Raw genomic sequence first — 20,268 nt, 5'->3', positions numbered from 1 at the left:
ATGAACAAGCACCTGCTGATCGGCGCGCTGGGGTTGTCCCTGGCGTGCGCCCTGCAACCGGCCGTGGCGGAGGAAGAAAAGGTCCTGCGCCTGTTCAACTGGGCGGACTACTTCGCCCCCGATACCCTGGCCAATTTCACCAAGGAAACCGGCATCCGCGTCATCTACGACGTGATGGACAGCAGCGAGACGCTGGAGGCCAAGATGATGGCCGGGCACAGCGGCTACGACCTGATCTTCCCCGGCGACACCGTCGCCGAGCGGCTGATGCGCGCCGGCGCCCTGCAGAAACTGGACGACAGCAAGCTGCAGCGCCTGGGCGACATCGAACCGGGCCTGCAGTCGCTGCAGACCAAGTACCCGTACTCGCGGCACGCCGTAGTGCCCTACACCTGGGGCAGCATCGGCCTGACCTACAACCAGGCGAAGATCGAGCAGCGCATGCCCGGTGCTCCAGTGAACAGCCTCGACCTGATGTTCAAGCCGGAGTTGGCCAAGCGGTTCGCCGACTGCGGCATCTCGATGATCGACTCGCCGGACGAAGTGCTGGCCGTAGTCCTCAACTACCTCGGCCGCGATCCGCGCAGCGGCAAGCCGCAGGATCTGGCTGAAGCCCTGGCGCTGCTCAATGGCATTCGTCCGTACATCCGCAAGTTCCAGTCGCAGCCGGTCACGCAACTGGTCAACGGTGACCTGTGCCTGTCGCTGGGCTACAGCGGCGACGTGATCCAGTCGCAACGTGCCGCTGACGAAGCGAAGAAACCCGAGCGCTTCGAGTACCGCGTGCCGCGCGAAGGCACCTCGGTGTGGATGGACACCATGGCGATTCCCGCGGATGCGCCGCACCCGGAATACGCCTATGCGCTGATCAACTACCTGATGCGCCCGGACGTCATGGCAGCGATCAGCAATGCCACCGGCTACCCGACCTCCAACGCCAAGGCGCGACCGATGGTCGAGGCCGGCATGCGTGACAACCCGGACATCTATCTTGATGAGAAGGCATACGCGCGACTGTTCCCCGGCAAGGACATCCCGCAGCGCGACATGCGCTCGCGGATGCGCACCTGGACCAGTTTCAAGACCGGCACCGGCGGCTGAGGAGATGAGGATGATGACACGCAGGAACCTGCTCGGCAGCGGCATCACGCTGGCCGCCGGGCTTGGCCTGGGGCTGGGGCGCATCGCCCTGGCCTCGGGCAAGTGGTACATGCCCGACGAACACCGCAAGCAGGAGCGGGTGTTCGTCGCCTATGCGGCGAGCGCCGATATCTGGGAAGACATCGCCGCGGACGTGAATGCCACGGTGGCACGGCTGGCCCGCGCCATCGCCGAGTTCCAGCCGGTGACGGTGCTCTGCCGGCCGGAACAGCAGGCCGAGGCGAGGCGCGCCTGCAGCGGCCAGAATGTCGACTTCCTGCCGGTGCCGGTGGACGATATCTGGGTGCGCGACTATGGCGGCTGCTTCCTGGTCAACGACGCGCCGGGTGGCCTGGCGCTGGCCGACTTCAACTTCAACGGCTGGGGCGGCAAGCAGCACGCCGAGCGCGACCGCGAAGTATCGGCGGCGCTGGCCGAGGACCTGGAGGCCAAGGCCATCGTCAGCGAACTGTGCGGGGAGGGCGGCGGCATCGAGGTGGACGGCCACGGCACGGCGATCTTCACCGAGAGCTGCTGGGTCAACGGCAACCGCAACCCGGGCTGGTCTCGGCCGCGCATCGAGGCTGAACTCAAGCGCGTGCTGGGGCTGCGCAAGGTGATCTGGCTGCCGGGCATCCGTGGCAAGGACATCACCGATGCGCACGTGGACTTCTATGCGCGCTTCGTCGAGCCGGGCGTAGTGGTGGTCAACCTGGACAACGACCCGCAATCCTATGACCACGCCGTGACGCGCCGTCATCTGGAGATCCTCAAGACCGCCACGGATGCCGATGGCCGCCCGCTGAAGCTGCACACCCTGCCACCGCCGATGAAGCCCAAGCCGAGCGCGTACAACCGCGACAATCCCGACTTCGCCGCCGGCTACATCAACTACCTGCCGGTGAATGGCGGGGTGATTGCGCCAAAGTTCGGCGATGCGGCAGCCGATGAGCATTGCCACGCCTTGCTCAGCGAACTCTACCCGGACCGCGAGATCGTGCAGCTGAACATCGACCCTATCGCCGCAGGGGGTGGCGGCATCCATTGCGTGACGTTGCAGATGCCGGCGGTTTAGCGGTGGGTGCCGATGGGCTCTTCGCAGGAGCGAGCTTGCTCGCGAACAGGAGCTGGCAGTGGCTGGAATGATGGATGAGTAGGATGGGTGGAGCGCAGCGATACCCATGCTGTCAGTGCACGGATTGATGGGTATCGCTGCGCTCCACGCCATCCTACGTTGAACGTTCCTGCGCGATCAGCAGCGAAGGGCCCGGTCCGGGGATAGTGCAACTGAACATCGCCCCGCCTTGCTGTTGCTCTTTGTAGGAGCGAGCTTGCTCGCGAACAGGAGCTGCCAGCGGCTCGAATGATGGGTATCGCTGCGCTCCACGCCATCCTACGTTGAGCGTTCCTGCGCGGTCAGCAACGAAGGGCCCGGTCCGGGGATAGTGCAACTGAATACTGCCCCGGTTTGCTGTTGCTCTTTGTAGGAGCGAGCTTGCTCGCGAACAGGAGCTGCCAGCGGCTCGGATGATGGATGAGTAGGCCGGGAGCTACGCCGCCATCAGTGCACGGTGAAAGCAGCATCCACCAGGGCTGGCAAGGCAAGACCCGCCGCGCTGGCGAGGGCGAAGTCGCGTTCGCCGTGCAGCGGGCCGGGTGCCGGATTGATGTGCAGGACGGTCGCCCCGGCGCGCCAGGCGACCTGGGGGACTTCGGCCGCCGGGTAGACCACGCCGGAGGTGCCCACGGAAATCAGCAGGTCGCAATCCTCGGCGGCCTGGAAGGCGTGGCTGATGGCGTTCATCGGCAGGCTCTCGCCGAACCCCACCACGCCCGGGCGTAGCGGGCCGCCGCAATGGGCGCAGGCCGGCGGGGTGAGGCGGCGCCCGGCTTCCGGCTCGTCCGCTGGTGGCAGCGGCGCTTCCGGCTCACGCTGGCACTTGAAGCAGCGCGGGCGTTCCAGCTGGCCGTGCAGGTGGGTGACGTCCCGGCTGCCGGCGCGCTCGTGGAGGTCGTCGACGTTCTGGGTGATCAGCGTGAGCCGCGGCACCTTGCCCGCCAGCGCGGCAATGGCCAGGTGCGCGGGATTGGGTTGCGCGCGACGGACGACGCTGCGCCGCCATTCATACCAGCCCCAGACCAGCGCCGGGTCGGCGCGGAAGGCTTCGGCGGTGGCCAGGGAGGCCGCGTCGAAACGCTCCCACAACCCCGTGAGACGGTCGCGGAAGGTGGGAATGCCGCTCTCGGCGGAAACGCCGGCACCGGTGAACACCACGACATGGTGGGCCTTGCGCAGCGCATCGAGCAGCGCGGCATCGAGGATCATCGCGCGGCTTCCTGCGGCGTCGGCGCGCTTTCCAGGCGATTGCGGCCGGCAGCCTTGGCGCGGTACAGCGCGCGGTCGGCGGCTTCGATGAGGGACTGCGGGCTGCTATCGCTGCCGCCGGGCAGGGTGGCAATGCCGATGCTCGCGGTGATACGGCCAAGCGGGCTGCCGGCGTGGGTGAGGTTGGCCTGCTGCAGGCGCTGCATGAACTGTTCGGCGACGGCGAGGGCGCCGTCGGCCGCGGTGTTCGGCAGGATCACCGCCAGTTCCTCACCGCCGTAGCGTGCGGCGAGGTCGCCAGGGCGGCGCACACTGTCGGCGAGGACACGACCGATGCGCCGCAGGCAGTCATCGCCGGCGGGGTGGCCGTAGGTGTCGTTGAAGCGCTTGAAGTGATCCACGTCGATGAGCAGCAGGCCCAGCGGCGTGCGCTCGCGGTGGGCGCGGCGCAGTTCGGCGAGCAGGTGGTCATCGAAGCTGCGGCGGTTTTCCAGGCCGGTGAGCGGGTCGCGCGAGGCCAGCACTTCCAGTTGGCGGTTGGCCTTGAGCAGCTCTTCGTGGGCGTCCCGGAGCAGGCGTTCGGTGCCGATGCGGCGCTGGATGGCGAGGATCAGCAGGCTGCCTATCACCACGATGACCATCAGCAGGCCGAAGGCGATGGCCACAGTGCGCAGCGCGTCGGCGCGCCAGGCGGCGAGGGCCTCGTCCTTGCCCAAGGCGACCGAGGTCACCAGCGGGTAGCGTTCGTTCTTGCGGAAGGCGTAGATGCGCTCGATGCCGTCCAGCGAGGAGGGGAAGGTCGCGCTGCCGACGGTGGCGTTCTCCAGGTACTGACTGAAGATCGGCGAGCGCGAGAGCACGCGGCCCATGTCGCTCTCGCGGAACGGGTAGCGCACCAGCACCTGGCCGTTACGGGTGGCCACGCCGATGGCGCCGGTCTTGCCGATGTCGATCTTGCCGAACAGGCTCAGGAAGTCCTGTACACCGAGGGCGGCGACTATCACCCCGGCGAAGTTGCCCTGGGCGTCGTTGAAGCGGCGGCTGACGGTGATCACCCAGACGCCGGTGGAACGGCTGTGGATCGGCCCGTCGATGTATGCCTCCAGCGACGGGTTGTCGCGATGGTGGATGAAGTACGCGCGGTCGGCGCTGTTGGAACCGGGCGGGAAAGGCCCGGTGGAGGTCATCAGCCAGTTGCCCTGGGCGTCGTAGATGCCAACGCCGTTGAGTTGCACGAGCAGGTGTTGCTGGCGCTGCACCAGTTCGTTCAGGCGTTGCAGTTGAGGGGCGCCGAGGCCTTCGTGCTCCAGCCGCTCGGCCAGGCCCAGCAGCAGCATGGAACTCTGGGTGACGATGCCTTCGACATAGGTGTCCAGCGCCTGGGTAAGGTTGAGGTTGTGCGTGGTGGTTTCCGCCAGCGTGCGCTCGCGTGCCGACCACAGCTCCCAGGCCGTGGCGCCGGCCACGGTGAGGCTGATGATGGACAGCAGCAGAATGGCAAGGCGGATGTCGCGTTTCACACTGGCCTCGTTGGCTCGGTTGCTGTGGCGGTTGCCACGTGGCGCGGGCATCGCCCGGCGTAAGTGCAGGGAGACGCCAGCGCTGCGCGCCGGGTTACTGGTCGTTCGTCAGACGCCTTGCAGGCCGCTGAGTTGCACACGGTTGCGGCCTTTCTGCTTGGCGACGTACAGGTGCTGGTCGCAGCGGGCGAGCAGTTCACGCGGTTCCCGCAGGCCGCTCTCGTTGGCCATCGCCGCGCCCAGGCTGATGGTCAGGTGGCGCAAGCTGTCGGGCCGGTAGAGATGCTCGATGCCCAGGCTCGCCACCTGCTCGCGCAGCCGCTCGGCGACGCTGCGCAGGTCTTCGGCGCTGGTTGCCTCGAGCAGGATGGCGAACTCCTCGCCGCCATAACGATAGACGTTGGCGCGCCCACCGCGCAGGGTACCGACCAGGCTCTCGGCCACCTGGCACAGGCAGCGGTCGCCGGCCTGGTGGCCGTAATGGTCGTTGTAGGGCTTGAAGTAGTCGATATCGGCCATCAGCAGGGCGAACGGCCGGCCATGGGCGCGCATGCCGTGCCAGCTCTCGTTGAGCTGCAGGTCCAGCGAGCGGCGGTTGCCGACTCCAGTGAGACCATCGGTGGTGGCCAGTTCCTGCAGACGCAGGTTGAGCGCGGCGAGCTCGGCACGCTGGCGGCGCTCCTCGAGATCGGCGAGGAAGGCCTGGCGCACGCCCTTGATGTTGGTCCAGCTGATGAACAGGCTGAACAGCGCAATCGGCAGGTAGACCAGGGTGAAGATCAGCAGCGGCTTGGCCGCGCCGTCATGGATCAGCCAGACGTTGTAGAGAATGATCGCCGAGATGATCGCCGAGACCAGCGCGATGCCTTTGAACGAGTAGCGCACGCCGAGGTTGCCGAGCAGGATGAACACCACCGAGGCATACAGGAAGAAGGGTACGTCCGGTGAGGCGCTGCGCTTGAGCAGCTCGAACCAGGCGATGGTCGAGACGATGTCGTGCAGCGGCATCAGCATGTCCATCACCAGCACGCTGCGGCTGAAGCGGAACACCAGGAAGATGTTGAGCAGGCCGACCAGGCTGAGCGCCGTACGCAGGAACAGCGATTCCCTGGCCATGTCCGGGATCAGCAGCGCGTCGGCCAGCACGTAGGAGTCGTAGGCGGCCATGGCAATGAAGTTGATCGCCAGCAGGAAGCGCCGGTAATGCTGGATCACATACGCCTTGTAGGCATCCTGCAGGCGCGGCGGAATTCTCCCCTGGGATTGCCGGGGAGGAACGGCGAGGAACTCGGGTGCGGTCATCGAGAGTGGGAGCCTGTGTCTGCCATCCGGGGCGAATGCTGGCCAAGGGCTAGAGTAGGGTGCGGCACCATTGCCGTCCAGCGGGGCGATGCACAGGGTGTACCAAATCGTCGGTCGCTCGGGATTGGCTCTGTTGCCAGTGGCGGTAATGGATCTTTATAGGGTGCCAATACGGCGGCATGATGACCGCCATCACCTGCTGTCGAGGCCTTTCATGTACGTACCTGCGCATTTCGCGGAAACCCGCCCGGAGGAGCTGCACCGGCTCATCCGCGACTATCCCCTGGGCATCCTGGTCACCGGCCATGGCGGCCTGCTGGACGCCAACCACCTGCCGTTCGAACTGGAACTGTCCGGCCAGCAGCCGCTGCTGCGCGCCCATGTCGCCCGCAACAACCCGGTGTGGCAGGAGGCCGATGGCGAGGAAGTACTGGTGATCTTCCGTGGCGAGCACGCCTATGTGTCGCCCAACTGGTACCCGAGCAAGCACGAGGAGCACCGCCAGGTGCCGACCTGGAACTACCAGGTGGTGCATGTGCGCGGTCGCCTGAAGGTGATGGACGAGGAGCGCTTCGTGCGCGGTGTGGTCGGCCGCCTGACCCGCACCCACGAGGCCGGTGAAGCAAGGCCGTGGAAGATGAGCGACTCCACCCCGGAGTTCATCAGCGGCATGCTCGCCAATATCGTCGGCATCGAGGTGGAAATCGGCGAGATCGTCGGCAAATCCAAACTCAGCCAGAACAAGGAGGATCGGGATCGGCTGGGGGCGGCCGAGCGGCTGGAGCAACTCGGCAGCTCGGAGCTTTCCGCGGCTATGCGGTCGGCAAAGGAGTAGGAGCGGACTCCGTCCGCGATTGCTTCCAGGCAGCTTCATGGCTGGATCACGCAGAGGCTCCGCTCCTATGGGGCACATTGGCACCTGTTTGTCGCATCGGCGCGGACGGGAGCCAATCGCGGACGGAGTCCGCTCCTACGCTCCCGGGTGGTTCCAGCGGCTGTTGCAGGGCGGTATCAGAACCCGCCGAGCAGATCGTGGGAATCCAGCAGGCGCCAGGCGATTTCCGGGTTCTTCTCCAGGCCCCGGCGGATCGCGGCGGGGATCGCCTGGCGGGTCTTGCGGCAGAGGCCGGGCTGCTCGTCGAAAGCGAACTCGATGCCGCGCATGCTGCGCACTTCATTGAAGCCGGGGGCGATCTGCAGGCGGATGCCGAGCTGGTCGAACAGCTTCTGCTGCATGCGCTCGAGGTCCGCCAGGTCCCTGAGGTTCTCCAGGCGTTCCAGCAGGCGCTGCTCTTCATGCCGGGTCAGCAGCAGGATGCGCAGGTCGGCGCCGGGATCGGCCAGCAGGCGTTCCCGGTCGCAGTCACAGGCACCGGGCGGGCATTGCTGGCGGAGTGGGGGAGTGGTGGGCATGTCCCGATCATAGCGGGGGATCGGGGAATTGCGCAGGGGGTTAACTGTAGGAGCGAGCTTGCTCGCGAACAAACCCCGCTGCGGGGCCAGGGTTCGCGAGCAAGCTCGCTCCTACAAAAAGCGGCTCAGTGCGCCGGCTTGCGAATGGTCTTGAGCAGGTCTTCCGGGCTGATCTGCCCGACGATGTTGCTGACGCCGTCGCTGCCCGGCTGCGGCAGGCCGAGGATGTGGCCCTTGATCTTGCCGATCACGTGCATCTCGCACGGCTTGCAGTCGAACTTCAGGGTCAGCACTTCGTCGCCGTGGATCAGTTGCATCGGCTGCACCTTGGTGCGCACGCCGGTGACGCCCTTGGCCTGCTTCGGGCACAGGTTGAAGGAGAAGCGCAGGCAGTGCTTGGTGATCATCACCGGCACTTCGCCTGTTTCCTCGTGGGCTTCGTAGGCGGCGTCGATCAGCTGTACGCCGTGGCGGTGGTAGAAGTCGCGGGCCTTCTGGTTGTAGACGTTGAACAGGAAGGACAGGTGCGCTTCCGGGTACACCGGCGGCGGGTTGCTCTCGGCCTTGCGGCCACCGCGCGGGTGGGCCTGCACGCGGGCTTCGGTCAACGCCTCGATGGCCTCGCGGCGCAGCGACTTGAGCTGGGAGTTGGGGATGAAGAACGCCTGCGGGGCGTCCAGCTCGATGGCGTCGGCGTGGTACTGGGTGGTGCCCAGCTGGCCGAGCAGGTCGTGCAACTGGTCCAGCGCCTGTTCCGGCTTGTTGGCGACGCCGAACGGGCCGTCAAGGGCGACGCTGGCGCTGACGCCTTCCTCGCTGGTGGCAGTCAGTTCCAGGCGCTCTTCACGCAGCTTGGCAACCCAGGACAGGCCAACGCGACGTTCGGCGGAAGTCTTCTGCAGCGCCTGCTGCCAGTTGTGGTCGAGGTTGCGCGACAGCGGGTGGTTCGGGCGCAGGCGGTAGAGGCCTTCGGGCATCTCGTTGGGTTCGACGCGGTAGCGATAGCGCTTCTCGCCGTCTTCCTCGCCGTCTTCGGTAAAGGTGCCCTTGAGCTCGGCAATGTTGGCGCGGAAGCCGACCACTTCGCGCTTGACCAGCACGTTGAGGCCGTCGCCGTTGGACAACGGGTCCTTGGTCACCACCAGCAGGTCGCGCTTGCCGACCTTTTCCACGGTGCCCACTGGCAGGCCGGTAAAGGTCGGCGAGTCGAAGGCACCGATGTCGATCTTGCGGTCGCTGACGAAGTAGTCAGTGCTGCCGCGGTGGAAGGTCTTGTCCGGGTCCGGCACGAAGAAGTGGTCGGTGCGGCCGCTGGAGGCGCGCGCCAGGTCCGGGCGCTCGGCGAGGATGCCGTCCAGGCGCTGGCGGTAATAGGCGGTGATGTTCTTCACATAGCCCATGTCCTTGTAGCGCCCTTCGATCTTGAAGGAGCGCACGCCGGCGTCCACCAGGGCGCTGAGGTTGGCGCTCTGGTTGTTGTCCTTCATCGACAGCAGGTGCTTCTCGAAGGCCACCACGCGGCCCTGGTCATCCTTCAGGGTGTAGGGCAGGCGGCAGGCCTGGGAGCAGTCGCCACGGTTGGCGCTGCGGCCGGTCTGGGCGTGGGAGATGTTGCACTGGCCGGAGAAGGCCACGCAGAGCGCGCCGTGGATGAAGAACTCGATGGCGGCATCGGTCTCGTCGGCGATGGCGCGGATTTCCTGCAGGTTCAGCTCGCGGGCCAGCACCAGCTGGGAGAAGCCGGCCTGGTCGAGGAACTTCGCCCGGCCCAGGGTGCGGATGTCGGTCTGGGTGCTGGCGTGCAGCTCGATCGGCGGGATGTCCAGTTCCATGATGCCCAGGTCCTGCACGATCAGCGCGTCGACACCGGCGTCGTAGAGCTGGTGGATCAACGCGCGCGCCGGCTCCAGCTCGTTGTCGTGGAGGATGGTGTTGATCGTGGTGAACACCCGCGCGTGGTAGCGATGGGCGAACTCCACCAGCTGGGCGATATCGCTCACCTCGTTGCAGGCATTGTGCCGCGCGCCGAAGCTCGGGCCACCGATGTAGACGGCGTCGGCGCCATGCAGGATGGCCTCGCGGGCGATGTGCACATCGCGGGCAGGGCTGAGCAGTTCCAGATGGTGTTTGGGCAAGGACATGGTTTCTTCTTTATCAGGCATGGCACGGGCAATCGCGCATTGTACCGGTCAAACGTCGCGCCGGCATCCGTGGCGTGCCGGACGGTGGATGGAGGCGAGCCTGGAAGAACGGGGCGGCCGTATCCAGCCGCCCCGGTGACTCAGTATTCGAACCGGTAACCGACGTTGGCGTGGTTCTGGTCGAAGTTGTCGCCGTCGCGGTAGCCCACTTCCATGAACAGGCTGTGCCCGTCGGACAGGCGCGTGGAAACGCCCACCGCCGCCTCGCGCCAGCCGCCGCTGAAGTCCGAACTCTGCCTGGGCGTGCCGTTGATCCGGTAGCCGATGTCGTCGGCCATCAGTTCGCGCACATAGCCGCCCTTGAGGTACACCTCCGACTTGTGTTTCGCGTTGCTCAGCTCATAGCCGACGATGCCACCGGCGCGGGCCAGCAGCGAGTCGTAGTCGTCGTACTTGATCTGCAGGCCGTTGCTGGCCCGCGAGGAGAAACCGCCCTGGTCGGTGTAGACCAGCTGCGCCTGGGGCTCGACGAACCACTGGCTGTCCTTCTCGCGGTGCAGGCTGAAGCGCTTGCCGGCTTCCAGCGAGGCGGAATAGCCGTTGCTGCTGCCGGAACTCTTCACGCGGTTGCCCTGGGTGTCGCTGACACTGAAGTTGTTCTTCAGGTGCGCAGCCTTGAGCACCGCGTCGACGTAGAAGCCGTTCTCGTGCAGCCAGGTGCCGTAGATGCCGACATGGGTGTTGCGTGCGCCGCCACTGCCTTCATCGAAGTTCTGGTCAGCCTCGGTGTGGCCGAGCATGGCGCCGACGAACAGGTCGCCGCTGCTGACCGGCACACGGCGGTCCACGCCGAGCTGGATGCCCTGATAGCTCAGGCGATAGCCGTCGAAGTTGCTGCCGGCGAAGGAGTGCAGGCGCCCGCCGTTGGTGCGCAGCCAGACGTTGCCGTCGGTGTCGCGCTCGGTGTAGCGCAACTCACCCATGCGTTGCAGCAGGGTCTGCATGTCCAGGTAGGACAGCAGGTAGTTGGTGTGCACCTGGGCGTGGAACGCGCGGGTGGTCGAGGTGCCAGGGCCTGGTGCAGGCGGTGCCGGTTCGACGGGATCGCCGGGCTCGATCGGGCCGGGAGGCGTGGGGTCGACCGGCGGCGTCGGGTCCACTGGAGGTGTAGGGTCCACTGGAGGTGTAGGGTCTACCGGCGGCTCGGGATCGACCGGGGGCGTCGGGTCGATCGGGTCCGGATCCACTGGCGGTGCGGTATAGCCGTACAGTTCCCAGTTGTCGTCCTCGTTCTTGCGCAAGGCGTAGGTATTGCCGCCCAGCTCCACCAGCGCACCTTCGTAGAGGCCGAACTGGCCGCTGCCGCCATTGGTTTCGATGATCTCGATACGCTCGTTGCCCAGCGTGCTCTGTGAGCCGTCGTTGGCCACCAGCACCGAATGGCTGCCGCTGCTGCCGCCCGCCTCGCTGATGGTCAGCTTGTCGGTCAGCTGGTTGACGATGTCGGTGTAGAAGTGGAACGCCCCGGCGCCACTCAGCGAGCCCAGTTGCAGGCTGCCGTAGTGCTCCGGCTGGTTGGCGGCGAAGCCGTTCTGCCAGGACTCGCGGCTGTTGAGGAAGACCTGGGAGTCGTCCTGCAGGTCCAGCGCCGTGAGGTTCGAGGTGGCGTAGTGGTTGGCCTCGCTGCTGTTCCTGTCCAGCAGGTACCAGCGCGAGCCCTTGAGGTTGAGCGTGGCGCTGCTGACGCTGCCATCGCTGGCAACGGTGCTGTCGGTCATCGCACGGCCTATCAGTTCGCTGTTCTCGGCATTCAGCGTGAAGCTGCTGGCGAACACGCCGTCGGTGCTGTTCTGGCTGGCGTTGACGTTGAGCAGGCTGCGCCCGTCCTGGGCGGTGGCGCTGCTGCTGGCGAGGTTCAGGGTGGCGTCCTTCACCGCATCGGCGACATTCATGATGCCGCTGTTCTGGCCGTCACTGGTGCGCCCGGCCAGGCCGCCGACTTCGATCAGCCCGGCGGTGCCGGTGGCGCCGTCGAGGTGTGTCATATCGGTGTCGGTCAGGTCGATCACCTGGCCGCCTTCGAGGCGATCGCCATTGCTGGCGAGGCTGTAGCCATTGGCGAAGGAGTAGCGGATCGCGCTGGCGGCGGAGTTGATGCTGTTGCGCACACCGGCCACCAGCGGTGTCAGGGTGATCTTCGCGCCGTCGCCCATGACCCGCAGGCCGGCCGAGTCCCTGCCTTCGGTGGTGATGTCGATCTTGCCGTATACCGCCACTTCGGAATTGCCGTATTGCGAGCCGGCGTGGCCGCTGTCGACGGGGGCGCTGGCATTGCCGCCACCCAGCGAGCCGGCAGCCAGCCCGTGAGACTGGCCGGAGCCGGTGGTATGGATCACCGTCTGGAAGTCCTGATGCTTCTCGCTGTTGATGGTCACCTGGGAGTTGCCGGTGGCCCAGGCGCCGATTTCGTTGAGGCCGCCGGTTTTGATCCGCAGGTGGCCGCCGTCATAACCGGTGGCGGTGACGCTCGAATGGTTGAGGGCAAACAGCGCATTGGCGCCCGGGCGGGTGGTGGTCTGGTTGAAGTCGCCACCCATGAAGGTGATGGACGAGTTCCTGGTGGCGTACAGGCCCACGCCGTTGCTCAGGATGGAGGTACCGTTCATGTCCACCAGGTCGAGGGTCACGGTGCCGCCATTGTTGGCTTCCACCGAACGCTGGCTGGACTTGTTGGTGACCGTCAGCACATAGGGCGTGCCGTCTTTCGAGGTCATGTCGATGGTCCCGCCATTGGCGGCGAACAGGCCCTTGCCGCCGGCGATGGTCAGGTTGGCGTTGCCGTTGAGCTCGGCGCTGGAAGTGGCGCCGTCCACATACATCGCGCTTTTCGGGCTGCTGTAGCCCGAACTGGTCGAAGTGGCGGTGAGGTTGCCGTTGAGCACGAAACGTCCGCCGCCGGTGACCGCGATGCCGTTGTAGACATACTTGCTGTTGGAGTTGGTGTTGCTGCCGTACTTGTACTCGATGTCACCGTTGACGGTGACCTGGCTGTTGGCGCCCTTGATATCCAGGGTATTGCCGTCGACCTTGCCGCTGACGCCGGTCAGCACAAGGGGTGAGCCGCTGGGACCGGTCATGGTGATGATGGCGCCGTTGCTCACGGCGAAGGTCTTGATGGTGCCGACCTGGGTGAAGTCTTCGTATTGGCCGCTCTGGTTGGCGGTGTAGCGTTGATCGGTTTCGGTGACGCTGTTGGCCGCCGTTGCGGTGGCCACGGCCAGCGGGCTGGCCAGCAGAAGCATCAATGGGGTGTTCTTCATCACGGTTTCCTACCGCCTCTCGGCGGGATGGGTGAAGAGAACCCGGTTGCGCGTTTTCCATGTGCCGCGCCAGGGCAAGCCTGGCGTGAAGGGGTGGGAAGGTGGGATTCAGCGGGGGTGTCCTGGCACTGTGAGTCACTCACGGGAGTTGGTAGCGGCGGCGATTGTCGACTACACGGCCTGGGCCCGCCCTTGAGTTATGTCAGAAGGTTTTCGAATCCGGCATGGGTATTGAGAAACGTCATGGCCAGGCGAGTTTGCGCCTGACCTGAATCAGTACGGACCTGCCCCGCAGCTGCGCAATGCAGCTGTGCAGAGGGCAGGGCGGTGCCGTTGCAAAACTGCAAAGCGACCCTGCAACCCTGTCTATTCCGCGCATTGCGGGCATGAATCAAGATTCGTTCGTCCTCTCGGAAAACCTCCCCCACTTTCAAGGAACCGAATCATGAACGCCAAGCAATCCCTGCTCGCCGCCTCCCTCGCCCTGGCCATCGGCAACGTCTTCGCCGCCGGCAACCCCACCGTCGAACACAACACCCAGGCCTTCCTCGAAGCCCTGGAGGCCGGCAAGGGCCAGCCGCTGGAAACTCTGTCGCCCAAGGATGCCCGCGCGGTACTGACCGGCGCCCAGGCCTCGGTGAAAGTCGACCTCTCCGGCACCCAGGTCAGCGAGAAGACCGTCCAGACCGAGGTCGGCCCGGTGAAACTGACCATCGTCCGCCCGGCCGGGGTGAAGGGCACGCTGCCGGCGTTCATGTACTTCCACGGCGGTGGCTGGGTGCTCGGTGACTACCCGACCCACGCCCGCCTGATCCGCGACCTGGTGGTGAACTCCGGCGCGGCGGCGGTCTACGTCGACTACACCCCGTCCCCCGAGGCGCATTACCCGGTGGCGATCAACCAGGCCTACGCCGCGACGCAGTGGGTCGCCGAGCACGGCAAGGAAATCAACGTCGACGGCAAGCGCCTGGCCGTGGCCGGCAACAGCGTCGGCGGCAACATGGCGGCGGTGGTTGCGCTGATGGCCAAGGACAAGGGCACGCCCAAGCTGCGCTTCCAGGCGCTGCTGTGGCCGGTGACCGATGCCAGCTTCGAGACCGGCTCGTACAACCAGTTCGCCCAGGGGCACTTCCTCACCAAGCCGATGATGCAGTGGTTCTGGGACAGCTACACCACCGACCCGAAGCAGCGCGCCGAGATCTACGCTTCCCCGTTGCGTGCCAGCACCGACCAGCTCAAGGGCCTGCCGCCGACGTTGATCCAGACCGCCGAGTCCGACGTGCTGCGTGACGAAGGCGAAGCCTACGCTCGCAAGCTGGATGCCGCCGGTGTGGCTGTCACGTCTGTGCGCTACAACGGAATGATCCATGACTACGGCCTGCTCAACGTGGTCAGCCAGGTGCCGGCGGTACAGGCCGCCATGCGCCAGGCCGGCGAAGAGCTGAAGGTCCATCTGAAATAAGCCGTCTGTCGCATCAGCCGCTTGCCTCCCTCGCCACAGGGGGAGGCCACTTTTCCGGAGGGAACCTCAATGAGCCAGAGCACCCAGCAAGAATCCGTCACCCTGATCATCCGCCACCGCGCGCGGCCCGAGAGCGTCGCCGCCTACGAAGCCATCCTGCGCGAACTGACCCGCGCCGCCAGCGAGTTCCCCGGCCACCTGGGCGTCGACGTGATGCGCCAGGGCGACCATTTCACCTCGGTCCTGCGCTTCGCCAGCGCCAACGAACTGCAGGCCTGGCTCGACTCGCCGCAACGCCGCGAACTGATCGAGCGTGCCGACCCGCACCTGATCGACGGTGAGCAGAAGGAGCTGCACCGTGCCCACGAGTTCTGGTTCACCGCCCCGGACAACCCGCAGAAGCAGCCGCCGCGCTGGAAGCAGGCGGCCATTTCCTATCTGGTGATCCTGCCGCTGGTCATGCTGGTGCCGCAGCTCTGGCGCCCGCTGTTCACGCAAGTCCCGCTGCTGGGCGGCTTCGTGCCGGCCAACATGCTCATCGTCGCCACCATCGTCCTGCTGGTGGTCTACGTTTTCATGCCACGGGCCACGCGCCTGTTCTCCGCCTGGCTCAACGCCCGCTGATCGAAAGAGGAACATTGCCATGTACGCCGACCTGATCCTGACCAACGGCCGCTTCCACACCGTCGACCGCGAGAAACCCGAGGCCACCGCCGTGGCCATCGCCGACGGCAAGTTCATCGCCGTGGGCACCGAGGCGGAGGCCATGGCCTTGCGCGCCGGCGCCACCCGCGTCATCGACCTCAAGGGACGCACCGCGATTCCCGGCCTCAACGACTCGCACCTGCACCTGATCCGCGGCGGGCTGAACTACAACCTCGAACTGCGCTGGGAAGGCGTGCCGTCCCTGGCCGACGCCCTGCGCCTGCTCAAGGAGCAGGCCCTGCGCACGCCGTCGCCGCAGTGGGTGCGCGTGGTCGGCGGCTGGAATGAATTCCAGTTCGCCGAGAAGCGCATGCCGACCATCGAAGAGCTGAACCAGGCGGCGCCGGATACCCCGGTATTCGTCCTGCACCTCTACGACCGCGCGCTGCTCAACCGCGCCGCGCTGCGCGTCGTCGGCTACACCAAGGACACCCCGAACCCGCCCGGCGGCGAGATCGTCCGCGACAGCAAGGGCGAGCCCACCGGCATGCTGGTGGCCCGGCCGAACGCGATGATCCTCTACGCGACCCTGGCGAAGGGGCCGAAGCTGCCGTTCGAGTACCAGGTCAACTCCACCCGCCAGTTCATGCGCGAACTCAACCGCCTGGGCGTGACCAGCGCCATCGATGCCGGCGGCGGCTTCCAGAACTACCCGGACGACTACCAGGTGATCGAACAGCTGGAGAAGGAAAACCAGCTCACCGTGCGCATCGCCTACAACCTGTTCACCCAGAAGCCCAAGGAAGAACTCGCCGACTTCAAGAACTGGACATCCAGCGTCAAGTACGGGCAGGGCAGCGACTTCCTGCGGCACAACGGCGCCGGCGAGATGCTGGTGTTCTCCGCCGCCGACTTCGAGGACTTCCTTGAGCCGCGCCCGGACCTGCCCGGCAGCATGGAAGCCGAGCTGGAACCGGTGGTGCGCCACCTGGTCGAGCAGCGCTGGCCGTTCCGCCTGCACGCCACCTACGACGAATCCATCTCGCGCATGCTCGACGTGTTCGAGAAGGTCAACCTGGACATCCCGTTCAACGGCCTGCACTGGTTCTTCGACCACTGCGAGACCATCTCGCCGAAGAACATCGAGCGGGTGAGGGCGCTGGGCGGCGGCATCGCCATCCAGGACCGCATGGCCTTCCAGGGTGAATACTTCGTCGACCGCTACGGCAAGCAGGCTGCCGAAGCGACCCCGCCGATCCAGCGCATGCTGGCCGAGGGCGTCCCCGTCGGCGCCGGCACCGATGCCACTCGCGTGTCCAGCTACAACCCCTGGACCTCGCTGTACTGGATGGTCAGCGGCAAGACCGTCGGCGGCATGGAGCTGTACCCCGAGGGCCTGTCCCGCGCCACCGCGCTGCAGCTGTACACCCACGGCAGCGCCTGGTTCTCCAATGAGCAGGGCAAGAAAGGCATGATCAAGGTCGGGCAGATGGCCGACGTGGCCGTGCTCTCGGCGGATTACTTCAGCGTGCCGGAGGAAGAGATCAAGGCCATCGAATCCGTACTCACCGTGGTGGACGGCCGCGTGGTATTCGGCAGTGGCGACTTCGAGCGCCAGGCGCCGACGGCGATCCCGGTACTGCCGGACTGGTCGCCGGTGGCCAAGGTCCCCGGCCACTGGCGCCCGCAAGGCCCGCTGCAGCAGGCCGTGCACCAGTGCGCCGGCTCCTGCGGCGTGCATGGCCACAGCCACGAGCGCGCGCGCCAGTCGAGCGTGCCGGTGAGTGACTTCCAGGGCTTCTGGGGCGCCTTCGGCTGTTCGTGCTTCGCGTTCTGATGAGCTAACGGTCCGGTCCGCAAGGGCCGGATGCCGATCGCGGACGGAGTCCGCTCCTACGTAACGGGAAACACCGACATTGATCCCGCGCGTAGGAGCGGACTCCGTCCGCGATGTCTTCGAGCTTGCTCCATTCCCGCTAGAACCCCACCAACTGCCCCACGGCCTGCGCCTGCGGATCGTCGCTGCGGCTGACCAGCGCGTAGTTGTAGCCACCCTGGCTCCAGTAACGTGCCAGCAGGTCGCCATCGGTACGCTGCCCCTGCGGCAACATCTCGTGGCGCGGGCCCGGCGGGCGGATGAAGAAGGTCAGCCGCCGCCCCTGGCCATCCTCGTAGATCACCAGCGCCGCCGCTCCCTGTTCAGTGGCGAGCAGTCGCGCGCCCACTGTCTTCAAGCCAACCTGCTCCAGCGCTGGCGGTGGCGGGGCGTCTTTCAGGTAGCGTGCCAGCCAGCCGTGCAGGTCGCCGCCATCGCGCAGGTCCAGGCCATTCTGGCCGGCGTCGGCAAACAGCCGGTAAGCCTGCACCGCGTCCTGCATCGGCAGCATGCCGCGCAGCATCGCGTCGCCGCGCATCTGCCAGCCGCCCATACCGCCGACACCCAGCGCAACCAGCAAGGCCGCCGCCGTAGCAAGGCGCGAACGCCGCCGCTGCTGGAGCTGCCGGCGAACCCGTGCCGGGTCCAGTTGTTCGGGCAGCGCCCCGCGCGCCTGGCCGGCAAAGGCTGCGCGCAGCTGCTGGGCATCCTGCCGCCAGCCTTCCACGCGGCGAGCGTCTTCCGGGTGCGCAGCCAGCCAGGCTTCCACCCACTGGCGGTGCGCCGGATCGAGCTGGTCGTCGAGGTAGGCGTGCAGGTCCTGTTCCTGGGGCGTGCCGTCGGGAATGCGTTCGTTCATTTGAGTACCCGCAAAGAAGGAGTCGCCGGCTGTCCTTCGCTCAGTGCGCGCAGCGCCGTGCGGGCGCGCGACAGGCGGGACATGACGGTGCCCATGGGAATGTCCAGTGCCTCGGCTACTTCGCGGTAGCTCAGGCCTTCCACGCTGACCAGCGTCAGCAGCGCGCGCTGCTCGGCGGGCAGGCGTTCGAAAGCCTCCAGCGTCGAGCGTGCGCTGACGATGTCCTCGGGCGATGCACTGACCGCGCTGTCCGCGCCGAACAGGCTGAGCAGGCGCGCGTAGCGTTTCGCCCGACGCTGCCCGTCGATGAAGTGCCGGTAGAGGATCGAGAACAGCCAGGCGCGCAGGTCGCCGTCGTCGCGGCGGCCGGTCCAGGCCGACAGCGCCTTTTCCAGGGTGGCCTGGACCAGGTCGTCGGCGCTGCTCGCGCTGCGCGTCAGCGACAGGGCGAAGCGCCGCAAGCGGGGCAGCAGTTCGCGCAGTGAATGGTCGTCCAGTGAGTGCATCGGGGCGCCGGAAGTGGGTGGGTTCGAGCGAGAAAGACGACTGTGACGGCGATCTATTCCCGCCCTGCGAAAAAATAATTCTTTCGCCGATGACGGGAATAACCCGGCGCACGGTGCGTCGTACCGGCTCAACGCATTCAGCCTAAGCCTGAGGAGCTGGAAATGACAGAAACACCCACACCCAACGTGCCCCTGCGCCTGGCCGCCATCGGCGCCGTGGTGCTCGGCGTGGTCGCCGTCTTCGCCTACGTCGCCGGCTGGCTCGACCCGCAGCGCCTCACCCCGGACAAGGTCATCAACACCCTGGAACACAATGGCGGCGTCTACCCCGGTTACCGGCGCAACCACGCCAAGGGCCTGTGCGTGATCGGCCACTTCGACAGCAACGGCGGGCTGGCCGATCTGTCCCGCGCCAGCCTGTTCTCGGTCGGCCGCGTGCCGGTGGTGGGGCGCCTGGCGATTCCCGGCGGTAACCCCAAGGCCAGTGACGGCGCCGCCCCGATCCGCAGCCTGGCGCTGCGCTTCCTGCCCAAGGATGGCCAGGAATGGCGCACCGGCATGAACGCCATGCCGGTCTTCGTCGTCCGCGACGTCGCCAGCTTCTTCGCCCTGCAACAGGCCACCGCGCCGCAACCGGGCACCGGCAAGCCCGATCCGGAAAAGGCCGGCGCCTTCTTCAAGGCTCACCCGGAAACCCAGCCATTCCTGCAGTGGGTGAAATCCTCCACGCCATCCTCCAGCTACGCCAACAGCGCCTACTACGGCCTCAACGCCTTCTTCCTGGTGAACAAGGACGGCAAGCAGCAGCCCGTGCGCTGGTCCGTGCAGCCTGAAGCGCCGGTCGAACCGCTGGCCGCCGACAAGCGCGGCGACGCCGACTTCCTCGCCGCCGAACTGGCCCAGCGCATCGCCGCCGGCCCGCTGCGCTGGCGCCTGCAGTTCACCCTCGGCGAACCGGGCGACAGCACCAGCGACGCCACCCAGGCCTGGCCTACCGGCCGCCGCACGGTGGATGCCGGCGAACTGGTGATCGAACGCCTGCAGCCGGAAATCGGCGGCGACTGCCGCGACGTCAACTACGACCCGCTGATCCTCCCAGACGGCATCCGCGCCTCCGACGACCCGCTGCTCAGCGCGCGCTCGGCCGCCTACTCGGAATCCTTCAACCGCCGCACCCGTGAGCAGGCCCAGGAGACCCACTGATGAAACCGACCTACTTCCCGCTCTCCCTGCGCGTGCTGCACTGGCTCATGGCCGTGCTGGTGCTCGCCATGCTGCTGATCGGCCTGGGCATGGTCGCCAGCGTCTCCCCGCGCCACGCTGCCCTGGTCGCCATCCACAAACCCCTGGGTGCTGTGCTGCTGGTACTGGTGCTGCTACGCATCCTGGTGCGCCTGACCCACCGTATCCCCGCGCTGCCCAGCGACATGCCCGGCTGGCAACGCAGCGCCGCCCATCTCTCGCACCTCGTGCTATACGGCCTGCTGCTGGCCCAGCCACTGGTGGGCTGGACCATGCAATCAGCCGGCGGCTACCCCGTCGTACTCTGGGGCGGCTTCGAACTGCCGGCGCTGGTCGCGCCCTCGGTGCAGCTCCACACCATCCTGCGCAGCGCTCACAGCGTTATCGCCTACGCCTTGCTGGCGACCATCCTCCTGCACCTGGCCGCCGCTCTGTTCCACGGGCTCATTCGTCGCGACGAAGTACTCCCGAGCATGACTGGCGCTCCCATGCCGCGTACCACTTCCTCGGGAGAAC

General features: G+C 66.6%; 16 protein-coding genes. 8 read left to right on the top strand and 8 right to left on the bottom strand.

Going from position 1 to position 20,268, the window contains the following annotated elements; translation table 11 throughout:
* Together N5C91_RS30775 and N5C91_RS30770 are read left to right on the top strand one after the other, a co-directional pair.
* Positions 1-1,101, top strand: coding sequence for an extracellular solute-binding protein (locus tag N5C91_RS30775; protein WP_279834204.1), 1,101 nt, complete (start codon positions 1-3; stop codon positions 1,099-1,101).
* A gap of 10 nt (positions 1,102-1,111) precedes the next feature.
* Positions 1,112-2,215: an agmatine deiminase family protein gene (locus N5C91_RS30770; protein ID WP_279834202.1), complete on the top strand. Its 1,104-nt coding sequence runs from the start codon at positions 1,112-1,114 to the stop codon at positions 2,213-2,215.
* A 486-nt stretch (positions 2,216-2,701) separates the two neighbouring features.
* Here N5C91_RS30770 and N5C91_RS30765 read toward each other — a convergent pair whose 3' ends face one another.
* The 3 genes from N5C91_RS30765 to N5C91_RS30755 all read right to left on the bottom strand — a co-directional run bounded on the left by N5C91_RS30765 (position 2,702) and on the right by N5C91_RS30755 (position 6,288).
* Positions 2,702-3,463 carry an NAD-dependent deacylase gene (locus N5C91_RS30765; protein WP_279834214.1) on the bottom strand — a complete coding sequence of 254 codons (762 nt, stop codon included), beginning with the start codon at positions 3,461-3,463 and terminating at the stop codon, positions 2,702-2,704.
* Entirely contained in the window at positions 3,463-4,986 is a 1,524-nt protein-coding gene (locus tag N5C91_RS30760; protein ID WP_279834201.1) for a sensor domain-containing diguanylate cyclase, read from the bottom strand. Before N5C91_RS30760 ends, N5C91_RS30765 begins: the two co-directional genes overlap by 1 nt.
* 108 nt (positions 4,987-5,094) lie before the next feature.
* Positions 5,095-6,288: a GGDEF domain-containing protein gene (locus N5C91_RS30755; RefSeq protein WP_236174048.1), complete on the bottom strand. Its 1,194-nt coding sequence runs from the start codon at positions 6,286-6,288 to the stop codon at positions 5,095-5,097.
* Between the two features lie 214 nt (positions 6,289-6,502).
* On the opposite strand from N5C91_RS30755, the gene N5C91_RS30750 reads away from it, so the two are divergent.
* Positions 6,503-7,123, top strand: a complete 621-nt coding sequence (locus tag N5C91_RS30750) for an FMN-binding negative transcriptional regulator (protein ID WP_279834199.1) — start codon at positions 6,503-6,505, stop codon at positions 7,121-7,123.
* Between the two features lie 176 nt (positions 7,124-7,299).
* On the opposite strand, the gene N5C91_RS30745 is transcribed toward N5C91_RS30750, so the two are convergent.
* The 3 genes from N5C91_RS30745 to N5C91_RS30735 all read right to left on the bottom strand — a co-directional run bounded on the left by N5C91_RS30745 (position 7,300) and on the right by N5C91_RS30735 (position 13,162).
* Positions 7,300-7,701: a hypothetical protein gene (locus tag N5C91_RS30745; RefSeq protein ID WP_279834198.1), complete on the bottom strand. Its 402-nt coding sequence runs from the start codon at positions 7,699-7,701 to the stop codon at positions 7,300-7,302.
* 125 nt (positions 7,702-7,826) lie between these two features.
* Positions 7,827-9,842 (bottom strand): U32 family peptidase, encoded by a 2,016-nt coding sequence (locus tag N5C91_RS30740; RefSeq protein ID WP_279834197.1) that lies wholly within the window; start codon positions 9,840-9,842, stop codon positions 7,827-7,829.
* A gap of 140 nt (positions 9,843-9,982) precedes the next feature.
* A complete protein-coding gene (locus N5C91_RS30735; protein WP_279834195.1) occupies positions 9,983-13,162 on the bottom strand; it encodes an autotransporter outer membrane beta-barrel domain-containing protein in 3,180 nt (1,059 codons plus the stop codon).
* Between the two features lie 445 nt (positions 13,163-13,607).
* Between N5C91_RS30735 and N5C91_RS30730 the strand changes: the two genes are divergently transcribed.
* The 3 genes from N5C91_RS30730 to N5C91_RS30720 all read left to right on the top strand — a co-directional run bounded on the left by N5C91_RS30730 (position 13,608) and on the right by N5C91_RS30720 (position 17,106).
* Positions 13,608-14,624 (top strand): alpha/beta hydrolase, encoded by a 1,017-nt coding sequence (locus tag N5C91_RS30730; protein WP_279834194.1) that lies wholly within the window; start codon positions 13,608-13,610, stop codon positions 14,622-14,624.
* 69 nt (positions 14,625-14,693) lie between these two features.
* Positions 14,694-15,248 carry an antibiotic biosynthesis monooxygenase gene (locus N5C91_RS30725; RefSeq protein ID WP_236174042.1) on the top strand — a complete coding sequence of 185 codons (555 nt, stop codon included), beginning with the start codon at positions 14,694-14,696 and terminating at the stop codon, positions 15,246-15,248.
* Between the two features lie 19 nt (positions 15,249-15,267).
* Positions 15,268-17,106: an amidohydrolase gene (locus N5C91_RS30720; RefSeq protein ID WP_279834192.1), complete on the top strand. Its 1,839-nt coding sequence runs from the start codon at positions 15,268-15,270 to the stop codon at positions 17,104-17,106.
* Between the two features lie 139 nt (positions 17,107-17,245).
* On the opposite strand, the gene N5C91_RS30715 is transcribed toward N5C91_RS30720, so the two are convergent.
* Positions 17,246-18,004 (bottom strand): anti-sigma factor, encoded by a 759-nt coding sequence (locus N5C91_RS30715; RefSeq protein WP_279834191.1) that lies wholly within the window; start codon positions 18,002-18,004, stop codon positions 17,246-17,248.
* On the bottom strand, positions 18,001-18,510 hold the full coding sequence (locus N5C91_RS30710; RefSeq protein WP_236174039.1) for a sigma-70 family RNA polymerase sigma factor: 510 nt from the start codon (positions 18,508-18,510) through the stop codon (positions 18,001-18,003). Before N5C91_RS30710 ends, N5C91_RS30715 begins: the two co-directional genes overlap by 4 nt.
* Positions 18,511-18,672: 162 nt before the next feature.
* On the opposite strand from N5C91_RS30710, the gene N5C91_RS30705 reads away from it, so the two are divergent.
* Positions 18,673-19,713 carry a catalase family peroxidase gene (locus N5C91_RS30705; RefSeq protein ID WP_279834190.1) on the top strand — a complete coding sequence of 347 codons (1,041 nt, stop codon included), beginning with the start codon at positions 18,673-18,675 and terminating at the stop codon, positions 19,711-19,713.
* Positions 19,713-20,268: cytochrome b (locus N5C91_RS30700; RefSeq protein ID WP_279834189.1), on the top strand; the 556-nt coding region annotated here is incomplete at its 3' end. The genes N5C91_RS30705 and N5C91_RS30700, both read left to right, overlap by 1 nt.

Origin of the sequence: Pseudomonas sp. GD03903 (assembly GCF_029840045.1) — a bacterium.
Classification (GTDB): Bacteria; Pseudomonadota; Gammaproteobacteria; order Pseudomonadales; family Pseudomonadaceae; genus Pseudomonas; species Pseudomonas pseudonitroreducens.
Note: the sequence above shows the minus strand (reverse complement) of the source record. Positions and strands in the feature narration are given on the sequence as shown.

Excerpts from the sequence above, each read along its gene's own strand:
- N5C91_RS30750 (WP_279834199.1), top strand. The coding sequence starts at position 6,503 with ATGTACGTACCTGCGCATTTCGCGGAAACCCGCCCGGAGGAGCTGCAC.
- N5C91_RS30775 (WP_279834204.1), top strand. The coding sequence starts at position 1 with ATGAACAAGCACCTGCTGATCGGCGCGCTGGGGTTGTCCCTGGCGTGC.
- N5C91_RS30725 (WP_236174042.1), top strand. The coding sequence starts at position 14,694 with ATGAGCCAGAGCACCCAGCAAGAATCCGTCACCCTGATCATCCGCCAC.
- N5C91_RS30740 (WP_279834197.1), bottom strand. The coding sequence starts at position 9,842 with ATGTCCTTGCCCAAACACCATCTGGAACTGCTCAGCCCTGCCCGCGAT.
- N5C91_RS30705 (WP_279834190.1), top strand. The coding sequence starts at position 18,673 with ATGACAGAAACACCCACACCCAACGTGCCCCTGCGCCTGGCCGCCATC.
- N5C91_RS30710 (WP_236174039.1), bottom strand. The coding sequence starts at position 18,510 with ATGCACTCACTGGACGACCATTCACTGCGCGAACTGCTGCCCCGCTTG.
- N5C91_RS30735 (WP_279834195.1), bottom strand. The coding sequence starts at position 13,162 with ATGAAGAACACCCCATTGATGCTTCTGCTGGCCAGCCCGCTGGCCGTG.
- N5C91_RS30745 (WP_279834198.1), bottom strand. The coding sequence starts at position 7,701 with ATGCCCACCACTCCCCCACTCCGCCAGCAATGCCCGCCCGGTGCCTGT.
- N5C91_RS30755 (WP_236174048.1), bottom strand. The coding sequence starts at position 6,288 with ATGACCGCACCCGAGTTCCTCGCCGTTCCTCCCCGGCAATCCCAGGGG.
- N5C91_RS30770 (WP_279834202.1), top strand. The coding sequence starts at position 1,112 with ATGATGACACGCAGGAACCTGCTCGGCAGCGGCATCACGCTGGCCGCC.
- N5C91_RS30720 (WP_279834192.1), top strand. The coding sequence starts at position 15,268 with ATGTACGCCGACCTGATCCTGACCAACGGCCGCTTCCACACCGTCGAC.
- N5C91_RS30715 (WP_279834191.1), bottom strand. The coding sequence starts at position 18,004 with ATGAACGAACGCATTCCCGACGGCACGCCCCAGGAACAGGACCTGCAC.
- N5C91_RS30730 (WP_279834194.1), top strand. The coding sequence starts at position 13,608 with ATGAACGCCAAGCAATCCCTGCTCGCCGCCTCCCTCGCCCTGGCCATC.